We start from the raw sequence: 14550 nt of genomic DNA, 5'->3' as shown, positions 1-14550 counted from the left end.
AGTGCCCATGGGGACACGATGGAGAGCAAAGCAATGGATATCGTCGACACCTTGCGTGCCGATCATGGTTATTTGAGGAGTCTCGGCCGCCGGATTCTGGATGAGTTGCCGCGCTACGTGCGCGCCCGCCCGCACGCCGCGGCGAGTCTACGCATGCTGGTCGCCGGCTACGTCGATTACGAAACGCGTGTGCACGAGCCGCGCGAAGCCTGTCTGCGTGCTTATCTCGCGGCGCAAGACGGGGGCGCCCCCCGCGCCGGAGAGGGCGAGTCGGCCCACGACTGGATCACGATTCGGGATCGGCTGGCCTCGGCCATGAGCGCTGCCGCGCGTCTCGAGCTACGCCACCGGCTGACCGCCGCGCTGCGCGACGGCGCGGAGCTGATGCAATCGGAAGAAAATGATTTGCTCGCGCAGGCGCGGTGCCGATTGTCTGCGGTGGAGCGGCATGCCCTGGCCCTGCGGGCCATGGCCGGACGCATGCCGGCCTAAAGGCTGGCGCGCGCCCGGCCGGTGATCACGCGCCGGCGAGTTCGGTGATCATGGCGCGCAGGATCTTGTAGAAGTTGTCGACCGCGGCGATGTCCACGCGCTCGGTCGGCGAATGCGCGCCGCGAATCGTCGGCCCGAACGAGATCATGTCCATCTTGGGATAGCGCGCGCCGATCAGGCCGCATTCCAGTCCGGCATGGATGACCTTCACCTCCGGAGGCTGCCCGGTCACGCGTTCGTGCACGTCGACGAAGCGGGCCAGCAGCGCCGATTTCGGGTTGGGCGCCCAGCCGGGGTAGCCGCGTTCGCGCGTGACCGGAAAACCGGCCAGTTCGAACATGGTGGCAATACGCTCGACCAGCGAGTCACGGGCCGAATCCACCAGCGAGCGCACCATGAGCTGGGCGCTGAACACGCCGTCGGCGACCTGGACCACGCCGATGTTGTTGGAGGTCTCGACCACGCCGGGCGCGGCCAGGCTCATGCGTTCCACGCCGTAGGGCAGGGCATAGAGCAGGCGGACCAGCCGTTTGGTATCGCCGACCGAGAGCGCCTTGTCGGCTTCGGCGCGCTCCTGGTCCACCGCGACCTGCCCATCCACGCCGGCCAGTTCTTTCTGGAACACCGCTTCCAGCTCGACCAGCTCGGCCGTGGCTTCGTCGAAGGCCGCGTCCGGCAGGGCCACGGTGGCCCAGGCCGCCCGCGTGATGGCGTTGTCCATGCGCCCGCCGTCGTAGTCGACCAGCCGCAGACCCAGCGGCAGCAGCTGGTGCAGCGCGCGGGCGAGCAGTCGATTGGCGCTGGCCCGGCCGGTGTCGATATCCATGCCGGAATGGCCGCCGGTCAAGCCGTTTACCCCGATCTTGAATACAGTGAGGTTGCCTTCCAGCGGATGCTCGGCCAGCTCGGTTTCCGTGGTGACGTTGGCCCCGCCGGCACAGCCGATGCAGACCTCGCCTTCTTCCTCGGTATCGAGATTGAGCAGCAGGCGGCCGTTGACCCAGTTGGGCGCGAGATGGGCCGCGCCCACCAGCGAGACTTCCTCGGCCACGGTAAGCAGCACTTCCAGCGGGCCGTGTTCCAGATCGGTTTCGTCGAGGATCGCCAGGCCGGCGGCGGCGCCGATGCCGTTATCCGCGCCAAGCGTGGTGCCGCGCGCCTTGAGCCAGCCGTCCTCGACGAAGGTGACGATCGGATCGGTCTCAAAGTCGTGGTCCACGCCCGCGTCCGACTCGGCGACCATGTCCACATGCCCCTGCATGACCACGCCGGGCGCGTTTTCATGACCGGCTGTGGCGGGCTTGACGATGCGCAGGTTGTTGGCTTCGTCGCGCTCGTGGGCGAAGCCGCGCTCGTCGGCCCAGGCTTCGATTTTCGACAGAATCGCGTCCTCGTGCCAGGACGGGCGCGGCGTATCACAAAAGGTACGGAAATGCTGCCAGAGCAGCTTGGGTTCGAGTTGCTCGAGGTGCGCGTTCACGACGTCCGGTTCCCCGTTGATCAATACGACAGCGCCAGAGCATAGGCAATCGGAGCCGAGGAGGCCATGGGCGAGCTTCGACCTATGGAGGATCGACAGCCGAGGCGGAATCGCGGATGGTGCGAGGTAAGCGGTTACCCTAAACAACAAACCCGCCTCGAAAATAGGAGGAGACATGGAATTCGAATTTCTGGTGGATGCCGGAAACACGCTGGGTGAAGGCCCGCTCTGGGACACGCAGGAACAACGCCTGTACTGGATCGACAGCCTCGGCAACACGGTCAATCGTTGTCGTGCTGATGGCAGCGAGATCGAAAGCTGGGACGTGCCGGCCAATATCGGCTCGCTGGCGCTGCGTGAAAAAGGTGGCGGCGTGGTCGCGCTGCAGAACGGATTTCATTTCCTCGACTTCGATACCGGCGAGTGCGAGTTCATCATCGATCCGGAAGCCGATAATCCCGGCACGCGCTTCAACGACGGCAAGGTGGACCGGCGCGGTCGCATGATCGCCGGCTGCATGGATTATGACGAGGAAAGCGGCAGCTCCGGTCTGTATCGGCTCGATCCCGATTTGTCCTGCCACAAGCTCGACGACGGCATCGTGGTCTCGAACGGGCCCTGCTGGAGCCCGGACGACAAGACGTTCTATTTCGCCGATACCTGGAAGGCGATCTACGCCTACGACTACGATATCGACGCCGGCACGGTCGCCAACAAGCGCGTGTTCGTGCCGGTCGAGGATGAATCGCTCGGCGTGCCGGACGGTGCGACGGTGGATGCCGAGGGGTTCGTGTGGAGCGCCCAGGTCTATGGCGCCAAGCTCAATCGCTATGCGCCCGACGGCACGCTGGATCGCTCCATCGATTTTCCGATCCAGAACATCACCAGCGTGATGTTCGGCGGCGAAAATCTCGATACGTTGTTCGTGACCAGCATGGGCCACCAGCCGGTGCGGGGTAAGAAATCTACCGATCCTCGCAATGGCGGCGTTTTCGCCGTGCACGGGTTGGGCGTGAAGGGCCTGCCCGAGCATCGCTTCGCCGGCTGAACAACGCGACTTCGAGAACCACGCGCATGACCGATACCTCCAGCAAGCGTCGCCGTAACAACGCCGCACGCACCAGCGGATCGCCGACCATCGGTGACGTTGCGCGCAGTGCCGGCGTGTCGACGGCGACCGTGTCGCGCATTCTCAACGGGGTGCCGAACAAGGCTTCCGAAGAGACCGCGCGACGCGTGCAGGCCGCGGTCGACGCGCTGGGCTATCGACCGGTCCAGGCCGGACGCTCGCTGAGCCGGATGCGCTCGGCGGTGATTGCGCTGCTTACGCCGGACAACCGCAACGCCTTCTATGCCAGCATCGCGGATGCCGTGCAACGAGGCATCAGCGCCACCGGCAACGCGATGACGCTATGCAACACGCGCGAGGATCCGGTCTCGCAGGATGCGTATATCGAGGAAATGCGTTCGCATCTGGTCTCGGGCATTGTCTTGCTCGGTGCGGTTCGCACGCCCGGGCTCGAGCGGCTGATCGCCGATGGCCCACCGGTGGTGTTCGTCAACCGTAAATGCCCGGTCGACAGCCCGAGCCCGTTTATCGGCATCGATAACTATGCTGCGGGTGCCGATGTTGCGCGGTATTTCCTGGATAAAGGGTATCGCGACTGCGCGGCGTTGCACGGCCCGTCCAGTTCGTCGGCCAGTCGCGAGCGTTTCGAGGGCTTCCGCGATGCGATGGCCGCCGCCGGCGCGGCCTTGCCGATCGAGCGTGTAGTCGAGTGCGATCTCACCATCGAGTCCGGTTACCGAGAATCCCGGCGCCTGTTCGAGCGGGGCGGGGCACCGCGGGCGGTGTTCTGTGGTAACGACCCGATTGCCTATGGCTTGCACCGGCGCTGCCAGGAGCTCGATTTCGCCGTGCCCGACGATATCGCCATCTTCGGTTTCGACGACAACCCGCTCAACGAATGGCTGGCGCCGTGGCTGAGTACGGTGCATGTACCGCTGGAGGAGCTGGGGCGACAGGTCAGCCATGTGATGAGCCGGTTGCTCGACGGCGATACGGCGGTCCCGGTTCGAACCGTATTGCCGCATACGTTGACGATTCGGTCGTCGGCGTAGACGAAACCGGAATAAAAAATTTAGCTGTAAGGGTAAGCGATTACCCCAACAAGAAGACGAGAAACCAACGGAGGAGATGACATGAGAACGTTCAAGACGAGGAGTTTATCGATCGCGTTCGCGCTACTGGCGCTCGCGGTGGGCACGGTCGCGGTGGCGGGCAATGCCCAGGCGGCCGGCAAGAAGTACAACGTGTATCTCAGCATGAGCTACATCGGTAACGACTGGCAGAGCGAAGCCAAGAATATGGTCACCGCCATGTCCAAGTACTACTCGGACAAGGTGAATTTCCATGTCCAGGTGGCCGGAACCAACGCTCAGAAGCAGATCCAGCAGATCAACGGCATGGTGCAGGCCGGGGCGGATGCGATCATCGTCTATCCGATCTCGCCGAACGCGCTTAACGCGGTGGTCCGCAACGCCTGTCGACGCGGCGTGGTGGTCATGGCCTACGACTCGGAAATCACCGAGCCCTGTGCCCATAACGTGACCATCGATCAGCACGAGGCTGGCACCAAGACCGCGCAGTGGCTGGCCGATACGCTCGATCACAAAGGCAATATCGTGATGGTCACCGGCGTGCCGGGCACCTCGGTCGACAAGGCCCGCACCGAGGCTGCCATGAAGGTATTCAAGAAGTACCCGAATCTGCATGTCATCGCCAAGCCGAACGGCATGTGGTCGCAGGCGGTCGCGCGCAAGGTGCTGTCGCAGGTGGTGGCCACCCATGGCTGGGACAATATCGACGGCTTGTGGATGCAGGTCGGCTGCTACACCGCGACTTCGATGCAGCTCGAAGCCGGGATCCCCAACGACAAGCTGCGTCCCTGTGCGGGTGAGGCCTCCAATGGTCATCGGGTGCAGATGCTGGCGTCTGACGCGGTCAAGGGTGCGAGTGATACCTACAAGCCGGTCGGGCTGAAGAGTATTTCGTACGGCTCGCCGATCTACTCTGGCGCGCTGGCCTTCAAGCTTGCGTTGGCCAAGCTGGAAGGCAAGAAACAGAGCCTGCCGCACCACATCAAGCTGCCGCTGCCGCTGGCGACCTCGGACGAGGTCAAGCTGTGCCAGACCGGTTCCTACAAGGAGCTGGCCGATGGCTGCAACGTGTTCGATCCGAGTCGTGTGCCACCGGGCTGGTTCTCGGATATCTACAGCAAGGATACGCCCGAGGTCGGTTTCCAGGCCGCACTCAACGCCAAGCCGGAACCGCGCCCGTAAGGCGCTCTCGCTCCGGCGGCCGCAATCGGCCGCCGGGCTTCCCCGAAGTCTCCAGTTTTTTTTGCGGAGGTTGTCATGACCGACATGGCGATCGAACTCAGCGCTATCGTCAAGCGCTATGGCCCGACCGTGGCGCTCAATGAAGCCTCGCTCGCGGTACCGGCCGGTCAGGTTCATGCCCTGCTGGGCGAAAATGGCGCCGGCAAGTCGACCACGGTGAAGGTGCTCAGCGGTCTGGTCACGCCCGACAGCGGCGATATTCGAGTATTCGGCGATGCAGTCCGCCTGCGTTCGCCACGCGATGCGCATCGTCACGGCATACAGACCGCCTTCCAGGAGCTGACGCTGGTACCGGATCTGACGGTCACCCAGAATCTGCTGCTGCCCTATACCCCGGCCAACGCCCTCGGATTGCTGCGCTCGCGCCAGGCCCGGCGCAAGGCGGTGGCCGAACTCGAGCGGCTCGACCTTGGTGGTATCGACCCGCGTGCCGAGGTCCGCGATCTGGATTTGCCAACGCGGCAAAAGCTCGAGATCGCGAAGGCGGTGATCCGCGAGCCACGTATTCTGCTGCTGGACGAGCCGACGTCGGCCCTGTCCGGCCGCAACGTCGACTGGTTGGAAAGTCTCGTCGCCAAGCTGCGCGCCGACGGCGTGACCATGATCTTCATCACCCATCGCATGCAGGAGGTTCGCAGCTTCTGCCAGGCGCTGTCGGTCTATCGCGATGGACGTTGTGTCGGCAGCGGCGCGGTCGAGGACTACAGCGACGGCGATATCGTCGAGCTGATGCTCGGCCGGGCGATGGTCCAGTCCTATCCGCCGAAGACCGCAGCCCCGCCGGCCGATTCGCCGGCGCTGCTGTCCACCCGCGGGCTGACCGTGGGTGACAAGCTTGCGGATGTCGATCTGGATATCCGTCGTGGCGAAGTGGTGGGCGTAGCCGCGCTCCAGGGCATGGGCCAGAGCGCGCTCTACGGCAGCCTGTTCGGGCTGGACCGGGCCACGCGCGGCACGATGGCGATCGAGGGCCGCGAAGTCGAGTTCGCCTCGCCGCGCGATGCCATCCGCTCCGGCATCGGCATCAGTTATCTGCCCGAGGACCGCAAGACCGAAGGCCTGCTGTTGCCCATGAACGGCGTCGAGAACGCCTCGCTGCCGCTGCTCGATCGTTTCGCGCGCTTCGGCTGGCTCGACAAGCGCCGTGAGACGCGGGCGGTGCGGGCCGTGCTCGATCAGGTCCAGGTCGACCCGCGCGCGCTGTATACCCGCTGCAGTGCGTTCAGCGGCGGCAACCAGCAGAAGATCGTGCTCGCCAAGTGGCTGCTGACCCAGTCGCAGCTGATGCTGATGTTCGACCCGACGCGCGGTATCGATGTCGGCACCAAGCTCGAGATCTTCGAACTCATGCATCGCTTTGCCGAGAACGGCGGCGGGGTCCTGTTTCATTCCACCGACACCGCCGAACTGGTCAACGTCGCCCATCGCGTGATCGTGCTCTATCGCGGCCGCATCGTGCGCGAATTGGTTGGCGACGCGATCACCGAACAGGCCCTGCTCGAAGCCGAGCTCGGCCAGATCGATACCGAGGCCGCGCCGGCGTCTGCCGCGGGCGGTCGCGATGCCGGCCACGCGCTCGCACAGCGCGCTGCGGCGTTCGTTTAACGAGGGCTTCTGCCAATGTCCGCAACCCTGCCCCACATGAATATCGCCCGCCATCGCGGCCTGTTGATCGCGATCGGCGCCTTCGTCACCGTCAGCGTTCTATTGCAGACGCTGTCGCGCGGCGGCCTGACTTATTTCGACCTGAGTTTTCTCTCGGCTGGCGGTGCGCCGCTGGCGATCGCCGCGATCGGCGAGACGCTGGTGATTCTCTCCGGCGGCTTCGATCTGTCGGCTGCGGCGGTGGTCTCGCTGACCAACGTGTTTCTCGCCGCCTACATGCCGGACACGGCGGCCGGCCAGATTCTGTTCCCGATACTCGCCCTGGGTATCGGTGGCCTGGTCGGCGCGGTCAACGGCCTGTTCGTCGGCTTTCTCCGCCTGCCGGCGATCGTGGTGACGCTGGCCACCATGTTCATCGTGCAGGGCGTGACGCTGCTGGTGATGAGCCAGCCGGGCGGGGCGATTCCGGGCGGCTTCGTGAGCCTGTTGAGCGGCGACACGATCACCGGCGTGCTGCCGACCCCGATTGTGGTGGTGCTGGCCATGCTCGGCGTGTGGTGGCTGATCAAGCATTCGCGCCTGGGCTTGTCGATCTACGCGATCGGCAGCGATGCCTCGGCCGCGCAGTCCACCGGCATCAACGAACGCTGGGCTCGGTTCTGGACCTTCGTGCTGGCCGGCGTGCTGTATGCCGCGGCCGGGGTGTTCGTCAGCGCCCAGACGGGATCGGGCGATCCGCATATCGGCGATCCGATGTTGCTGCAATTGTTCACCGCCGTGGTGCTTGGCGGCACGCTGCTGGGTGGCGGCCGGGGCGGGGCGCTGGGCAGCGTGCTCGGTGCCTACGTCATCCAGATGACGGCCAACGTGCTGCTGGTGCTCAATATTTCGCCGTACTACACGACGGTGGCCGAGTCGGTGATCCTGTTACTGGCGGTGCTGGCCACGACCCTGTCCAGCGACTCCCAGGCCATGGGCTACCTACGCTATAGCACGCTCAAGATCGGGCGGCGCTGGCGTGGCACGCGCCCGTTGCGTCGCTCGCGCGCCGATGCCGCGCTGCCGAAGGATTTTGGCGGCCACGTTGCGGCCGAGCGACGGTCCTTCTCGCTGGCCGATCTGTGGACCCGCCATGGCGACCAGCTCCGGTTCGTGATGCCGGCCTATGTCCTGTTCGGTGGCCTGCTCGCGATCACGTTCGTGATGTTCGCCCATCGCGCCGGGGTGTTCGGCTATGTCGATTCGCTGCTGGTGCTGACGTCGTTCCTGGCCATCCTCGGCCTTGGCCAGGGGCTGGTAATTCTCACCGGCGGGCTCGATTTGTCGCTGCCCTGGAACATCGCCGCCAGCGGCATTCTGCTGACCCAGTTCGTGCACGGTTCGAACGAAGCGGCGTTGTGGGTCATCCCGTTGGTGCTCCTGTTCGGCAGCTTCGCCGGGCTGCTCAATGGCATCGGGGTGGCGATTCTCGGCATTTCGCCCATCGTGGTCACGCTCGCCATGAACGGTCTGCTGCAGGGTTTTGCCCTGGTGCTCACCGGCGGTGCGCCGCAGGGCTGGACCGCGCCGTTCCTGCAGACCTTCATGACCGGGGAATTCCTCGGCGTGACCCCGGTCATCTGGTTTCTGATCGCGTTCGTGGCCGCCGGCACGCTGTTGCTGACCCGGACTACCTTCGGCCGTCAGATCTACGCCGTGGGCAACAGCGAAAGCGTGGCCCGGCTGTCGGGCGTTTCGGTCGGCCGGACGCTGATCGCGGCCTATACCGTTAGCGGCCTGTGCGCGGCCCTGGCCGGCGTGCTGCTGACCGGCTTCAACGGCCAGGCCTTCAACGGCATGGGCGATCCCTATCTGTTGTCCTCGATCGCCGTGGTGGTGGTCGGCGGCACGCTGATCACCGGCGGCCGCGGCCATTATCTCGGCATTCTCGGCGGCGCCCTGGCATTGACCGCGCTCGACACGCTGCTGGCCGGAACCATGCTCTCCGACTCGGTGAAAAGCATCGTCTATGGCTGCGTGGTACTGGCGGCGGTGCTGGCCCTGCGCGAGCGCGCCTGATCGATTTCAAAGAACGCCCAACGAATTCCTGAGGAGCCCATGATGAATCCAGACGTATTTCAGCCGCGGCCCGGCCTGCGGGTCCTGATCACCGCCGGCGCGACCGGCATCGGCCGGGCGATCGCCGATGCGCTGATCGCGCGCGATGCCCGGGTATGGATCTGCGACGTGTCCGAGGACGCCATCGCCGAGTTCGTCGAAACCTATCCCCAAGCGCGGGCCACGCTGACCGACGTGCGCTATGAAAAAGAGATGGCGGCGTTCGTCGATGCCGTACATCGCGAATGGGGCGGGGTCGACGTGGTGCTCAACAACGCCGGCATCGCTGGCGATACCGGGCCGATCGACGAGATCTCGCCGGACAGCTGGCGCAATACCATCGACGTGAATCTCAACGGCCAGTTTTACTGTGCCCATCACGCCGCTCCCCTGTTGCGCGAGTCGGAAGGCGTGCTGATCAACATGTCGTCGGTGGCCGGCCGGCTCGGCTATGCCCAGCGCACGCCCTATTCGGCCACCAAGTGGGCGATCGTCGGCCTGACCGAGAGCCTGGCCAAGGAACTCGGCCCGAGCGGCGTGCGGGTCAACGCCATTCTGCCCGGCATTGTGCGCGGGCCGCGGATGGAAGGCGTGATCGCCGACCGCGCCAGGGCGCTCGGCCTGTCGTACGAAGCCATGGAAGCCCAGTATCTGGAGAAAATATCGTTGCGGCGCATGGTCGGCCCGGAAGATATCGCCTACATGGTGGTGTTTCTGTGCAGCGAGGCCGGCCGCAATATCTCCGGCCAGGCGCTCAGCGTCTGCGGCAACGTCGAAACCCTGTAGGCGCCGCGATGACTCATCACGTTGCTGTTGTCGGCGCCGGACTCATCGGGCGCGCCTGGGCGATCGTGTTCGCGCGCGCCGGATTCGACGTGGCGCTGACCGACGTCTCGGCCGACGCACTGGCCGCCGCGAGCGAAGCGATCGCGGCCTCGGCGCGGGATCTGGCGGCCGCCGGGATGGTTCAGGACGCCGATTTCACGACGCATATCCGCTACGAATCCGATCTGGTCAGCGCGCTGGCCGGTGCCGAGTACGCCCAGGAATGCGGCCCGGAAAAGCTGGACGCCAAACAGACGTTGTTCGCCGAACTCGAAGCCGCGAGTACCCCGGACACGATTCTGGCCAGCTCGACGTCCGGCATTCTTGCTTCGGATTTCGCCGGTGGGCTGGCACAGCCCGAGCGTTGTCTCGTCGCTCATCCAGTCAACCCGCCCTACCTGATTCCGCTGGTCGAACTGGTGCCGTCGCCGGCGACCGATCCGGCCGTGGTCGAGCGTGCTCGGGCCCTGCTCGAAGCGGCCGGGCAGGTTCCGATCACCGTGCATCGGGAGATTTCGGGTTTCGTGCTCAACCGCCTGCAGGGCGCCCTGCTCAACGAGGCGATGCGGCTGGTCGGCGGCGGCTATGTGAGCGCCGAAGATCTCGACAACACCGTCAGGCACGGGCTCGGTCTGCGCTGGTCGTTCATGGGCCCGCTGGAGACCATCGATCTGAACGCGCCCGGCGGCATTGCCGACTATGCCGCGCGCTACGGCCCGCTGTATGCCGGCATGGCCGAAAGCCAGTCCGCAGCACCGGACTGGAGCGCGCCCGCCATCGCCGAACTCGAACGCGCCCGTCGCGTACTGCTGCCCGAAGCCAAGCTCGCCGAGCGCCAGGCATGGCGCGATCGGCGGCTGATGGCGCTCGCCGCACACAAGCGCGATATGGACAACACCGATCCCGAGAATTGAGGGAGTAAGACAATGGCCAAGACGAAACCCGTCATTATTACCTGTGCCGTCACCGGCGCCATCCATACGCCGTCGATGTCGCCGTATCTGCCGGTCACGCCGGACGAAATCCGCGATGCCGCACTCGGCGCGGCCGAGGCGGGGGCGGCGATCGTGCATCTGCACGCCCGCGACCCGGAGACCGGCAAGCCTAGCCAGGAGACGGCGCTGTTCGATCAGTTCCTGCCGGATATCAAGGCCAAAAGCGACGTGGTGATCAACCTCACCACCGGCGGCGCGCCGACCATGCCGGTCGAGGAACGCATGGGCCCGGCGCATCACTTCGCGCCCGAGCTGGCCTCGCTGAACATGGGGTCGATGAACTTCGGGCTCTACGAAATGCTGGGTCGTTTCAAAGAGTTCGAGCACGACTGGGAGTATCCGTATCTGGCCGAGAGCGACGACCGGATATTCAAGAACACCTTCCGCGACATCGCTCACATCCTGGACGCCTGCGGCTCGAATGACACCCGCTTCGAGCTCGAGTGCTACGACATCAATCATCTGTATACGGCCGCTCATTTCCTCGAGCGCGGTCTGCTCAAGGCGCCGTTGTTCATCCAGTCGGTGTTCGGGCTGCGCGGTGGTATCGCCGGGCATCCCGAGGATTTCATGCACATGAAGCGCACCGCCGATCGCCTGTTCGGCGGCGACTATCACTGGTCGGTACTGGGTGCCGGGCGCAACCAGATGAATCTAGGCGCAATGTCGGTCGCGATGGGCTCGAACGTACGCGTCGGGCTGGAAGATTCGCTCTGGGACGGTCCGGGCAAGTTGGCGGCGTCCAACGCCGATCAGGTCCAGCGCATTCGCAGCATCGTCGAAGCACTCGGCCTGCGTGTGGCCACGCCCGACGAGGCCCGCGACATGCTGGGCCTGAAGGGCGGCGACCAGGTCAATTTCTAGATCCGAACCAGACAAAAAGACATCGGAGGAGCCATGAACAAGGAATACGCCTCAGCGGCGGCCGCGCTCGACGGGCTGATCGCCGACGGCATGACGTTGGCGGTCGGCGGATTCGGGCTATGCGGCATTCCCGAAGCCCTGATCGCCGCCCTGCGCGATACCGGCAAGCGCGATCTGACGGTCGCCAGCAACAACGCCGGTGTGGATGGCTTCGGTCTCGGGCTGCTGCTCGAATCGCGCCAGATCAAGAAAATGATCTCGTCCTACGTCGGCGAGAACAAGGAATTCGAGCGCCAGTATCTGTCCGGCGAACTGGAGCTGGAGTTCGCGCCGCAGGGCACGCTGGCCGAGCGGTTGCGGGCTGGCGGCGCCGGCATCGCGGCGTTCTATACCCGCACCGCCTATGGCACGAAGATCGCCGAAGGCAAGGAAACCCGCGAGTTCGACGGCCACCACTATGTGATGGAACGCGGTCTGCCCGTCGACGTCGCACTCGTGAAGGCCGAAGTCGCCGACACGGCCGGCAATCTGCGTTTTGCCAAGACCGCCCGCAACTTCAATCCGCTGGCCGCCACGGCTGGACGAGTCTGCGTGGCCGAGGTCGAACGCATCGTGCCCACCGGCGAGATCGCGCCTGACGATATCCACCTGCCGGGCATCTACGTCGACCGCATCGTGGTCAATGCCGCGCCCGAGAAACGCATCGAGAAACGCACCGTGAGGGAGGCCGCCTGATGCCCTGGACCCGCGAAGACATGGCCGCGCGTGCGGCCGAGGAACTCGAGGACGGCTTCTACGTCAACCTCGGCATCGGCCAGCCCACGCTGGTCGCTAACTATATCCCCGAGGGGCTCGACGTCTGGCTGCAATCGGAAAACGGTCTACTCGGCATCGGCCCGTTCCCGACCGAGGACACGATCGATCCCGATCTGATCAATGCCGGCAAGCAGACCGTGACAGCACTGCCCGGCAGCAGTTTCTTCGATAACGCCGACTCCTTTGCCATGATCCGCGGCGGGCATATCGATCTGGCCATTCTCGGCGCCATGCAGGTCTCGGCGACCGGCGATCTGGCCAACTGGATGATCCCGGGCAAGATGGTCAAGGGCATGGGCGGGGCCATGGATCTGGTCGCCGGCGTCAAACGCGTTGTGGTGCTCATGGCGCATACCGCGAAGGGCGAGCCCAAGATTCTGCCCGAGTGCACGCTGCCACTGACGGGCGTGGGCGTGGTCGATCGCATCATCACCGACCTCGGCGTTATGGATATCACCGATGACGGCATCGCCGTGGTCGAAATGGCACCGGGCGTCACTTTCGGCGAAATCCAGGCCGCGACCGGCTGTCCATTGCTCGACCATTGTGAGGCCGCCCATGCCTGATGTCGCGATCGTGGCCGCCAGACGCACGCCGATCGGCCGTTTCCAGGGCGCATTGGCGCCACTGTCGGCGGTCGATCTCGGGGCGGCGGCGATTCGTGCAGCCTGTGCCGATCTCGATCCGGCGCGCATCGACGACGTGTTCATGGGCCACGTGCTGCGCGCCGGCTGCGGCCAGAACACCGCGCGTCAGGCTGCGATGGCGGCTGGTTTGCCCGAGAGCGTACCGGCCACGGCGATCGACAAGGTCTGTGGTTCGGGGCTGGCGAGCGTGCACGCCGCTGTGCAGGCGATTCGGTCCGGCGATGCGACGACGATCGTTGCGGGCGGCATGGAGAGCATGAGTCAGGCCGCTTATGTGCTGCCCAAGGCCCGCGCCGGTCTGCGCTTGGGGCACACCGAGCTGGTTGACAGCATGGTCTCGGACGGCCTGTGGGACGCATTCAACGATTATCACATGGGTGTGACGGCCGAAAATCTGGCCCGTCGCTATGCCATCGATCGCACAGCCCAGGATGCCTTCGCTGCCGAGTCGCATCGTCGGGCGGCGGCCGCTGTCGGGGCCGGCGCATTCGATGCCGAACTCGCCGCGATCGACGTGCCCCAGCGCCGGGGCGACTCGGTCGTCGTCGAACGCGACGAGCAACCGCGGGCCGACACCACGACCGAGTCGCTGGCCCGCCTCAAGCCGGCTTTCGATCGCGATGGCACGGTGACCGCCGGCAATGCCTCCGCGCTCAACGACGGCGCCGCGGCCCTCGTGCTCATGGATGCCGAGGTCGCCCGAATCGAGGGCTATCCGATTCTCGCGCGCGTGGCAGAGCTGGCCAGTGTCGGCGTCGATCCGGCCTATATGGGCATCGGCCCCGTGCATGCGGTGCGTCGTTGTCTGGATCGGGCCGGTTGGTCGCTCGCCGATGTCGATCTGATCGAGGCCAACGAAGCCTTCGCTGCCCAGGCGCTCGCGGTCGGCGGCGAGCTGGGCTGGGATACGGGTCGAGTGAACGTCAACGGCGGTGCGATCGCCCTCGGCCACCCGATCGGGGCGTCCGGTGCGCGCGTGCTGGTGACACTGGTCCACGCCATGGCGGCACAGGATGCGCGGCGCGGCATCGCCACGTTGTGCATTGGCGGCGGCCAGGGTATTGCGATTGCCATTGAGCGCTGACCCGGGATTAGGGCTTGTTGCCGTTTCGTGCGGGCCCGCGTTGGCGTCCGCAAATCGTGTCCGGCAAGGCGCGAGCTGCCGCGTCGTGGCGTGCCACGACCCAGACTCGCAACGCCGCCGGGCGCCCCTAGTTAATTTTCAGGGAGCGCTTGGCGCGGACTCGCACGAAACGGCAACAGGCCCTAGCTGTTTGGTCCCGCTGTATGATGGTTCAACGTTAACGCCAGAGTTCAAAGCGATCTT

The 14550-nt window shown here is 65.3% G+C and carries 13 protein-coding genes; 12 read left to right on the top strand and 1 reads right to left on the bottom strand.

All coding sequences use genetic code 11. The features are described 5' to 3' along the window. Positions 1 to 33 precede the first annotated feature (33 nt). A complete protein-coding gene (locus C41B8_RS03185; protein ID WP_156962394.1) occupies positions 34 to 492 on the top strand; it encodes a hypothetical protein in 459 nt (152 codons plus the stop codon). A 25-nt stretch (positions 493 to 517) separates the two neighbouring features. Here C41B8_RS03185 and C41B8_RS03180 read toward each other — a convergent pair whose 3' ends face one another. Then, entirely contained in the window at positions 518 to 1972 is a 1455-nt protein-coding gene (locus C41B8_RS03180) for an aminoacyl-histidine dipeptidase (RefSeq protein WP_037334439.1), read from the bottom strand. A 175-nt stretch (positions 1973 to 2147) separates the two neighbouring features. Here C41B8_RS03180 and C41B8_RS03175 point away from each other — a divergent pair, with 175 nt between their 5' ends. The 11 genes from C41B8_RS03175 to C41B8_RS03125 all read left to right on the top strand — a co-directional run bounded on the left by C41B8_RS03175 (position 2148) and on the right by C41B8_RS03125 (position 14307). Then, positions 2148 to 3020: an SMP-30/gluconolactonase/LRE family protein gene (locus tag C41B8_RS03175; protein ID WP_037334010.1), complete on the top strand. Its 873-nt coding sequence runs from the start codon at positions 2148 to 2150 to the stop codon at positions 3018 to 3020. Between the two features lie 26 nt (positions 3021 to 3046). After that, positions 3047 to 4093, top strand: coding sequence for a LacI family DNA-binding transcriptional regulator (locus C41B8_RS03170; RefSeq protein ID WP_051882929.1), 1047 nt, complete (start codon positions 3047 to 3049; stop codon positions 4091 to 4093). 81 nt (positions 4094 to 4174) lie between these two features. Continuing rightward, entirely contained in the window at positions 4175 to 5314 is a 1140-nt protein-coding gene (locus C41B8_RS03165; RefSeq protein ID WP_051882926.1) for a sugar ABC transporter substrate-binding protein, read from the top strand. 75 nt (positions 5315 to 5389) lie between these two features. Next, positions 5390 to 6979 (top strand): sugar ABC transporter ATP-binding protein, encoded by a 1590-nt coding sequence (locus C41B8_RS03160; RefSeq protein ID WP_084188427.1) that lies wholly within the window; start codon positions 5390 to 5392, stop codon positions 6977 to 6979. A gap of 15 nt (positions 6980 to 6994) precedes the next feature. Beyond that, positions 6995 to 9037 carry an ABC transporter permease gene (locus C41B8_RS03155; RefSeq protein ID WP_037334007.1) on the top strand — a complete coding sequence of 681 codons (2043 nt, stop codon included), beginning with the start codon at positions 6995 to 6997 and terminating at the stop codon, positions 9035 to 9037. A 39-nt stretch (positions 9038 to 9076) separates the two neighbouring features. After that, complete coding sequence (locus C41B8_RS03150; RefSeq protein ID WP_037334005.1) at positions 9077 to 9862, top strand: SDR family oxidoreductase; 786 nt, start codon at positions 9077 to 9079, stop codon at positions 9860 to 9862. Between the two features lie 8 nt (positions 9863 to 9870). Next, entirely contained in the window at positions 9871 to 10815 is a 945-nt protein-coding gene (locus tag C41B8_RS03145; protein WP_037334002.1) for a 3-hydroxyacyl-CoA dehydrogenase, read from the top strand. Positions 10816 to 10827: 12 nt separating this feature from the next. Next, the gene (gene kce / locus C41B8_RS03140) at positions 10828 to 11760 is read left to right on the top strand and encodes a 3,5-dioxohexanoate:acetyl-CoA acetone transferase (protein ID WP_037334001.1); all 933 of its coding nucleotides are present in this window, start codon (positions 10828 to 10830) and stop codon (positions 11758 to 11760) included. Positions 11761 to 11793: 33 nt separating this feature from the next. Further along, the gene (locus C41B8_RS03135; RefSeq protein WP_037333998.1) at positions 11794 to 12495 is read left to right on the top strand and encodes a CoA transferase subunit A; all 702 of its coding nucleotides are present in this window, start codon (positions 11794 to 11796) and stop codon (positions 12493 to 12495) included. After that, the gene (locus tag C41B8_RS03130; RefSeq protein WP_037333988.1) at positions 12495 to 13142 is read left to right on the top strand and encodes a CoA transferase subunit B; all 648 of its coding nucleotides are present in this window, start codon (positions 12495 to 12497) and stop codon (positions 13140 to 13142) included. The genes C41B8_RS03135 and C41B8_RS03130 overlap by 1 nt, the downstream gene beginning before the upstream one ends. Further along, entirely contained in the window at positions 13135 to 14307 is a 1173-nt protein-coding gene (locus C41B8_RS03125; RefSeq protein WP_037333986.1) for an acetyl-CoA C-acetyltransferase, read from the top strand. Before C41B8_RS03130 ends, C41B8_RS03125 begins: the two co-directional genes overlap by 8 nt. Positions 14308 to 14550: the final 243 nt, after the last annotated feature.

The organism is Salinisphaera hydrothermalis C41B8 (assembly GCF_000732535.1).
Classification (GTDB): Bacteria; Pseudomonadota; Gammaproteobacteria; order Nevskiales; family Salinisphaeraceae; genus Salinisphaera; species Salinisphaera hydrothermalis.
The sequence above is the reverse complement of the archived record's forward strand: the minus strand, read 5'-3'. Positions and strand labels throughout refer to the sequence as shown.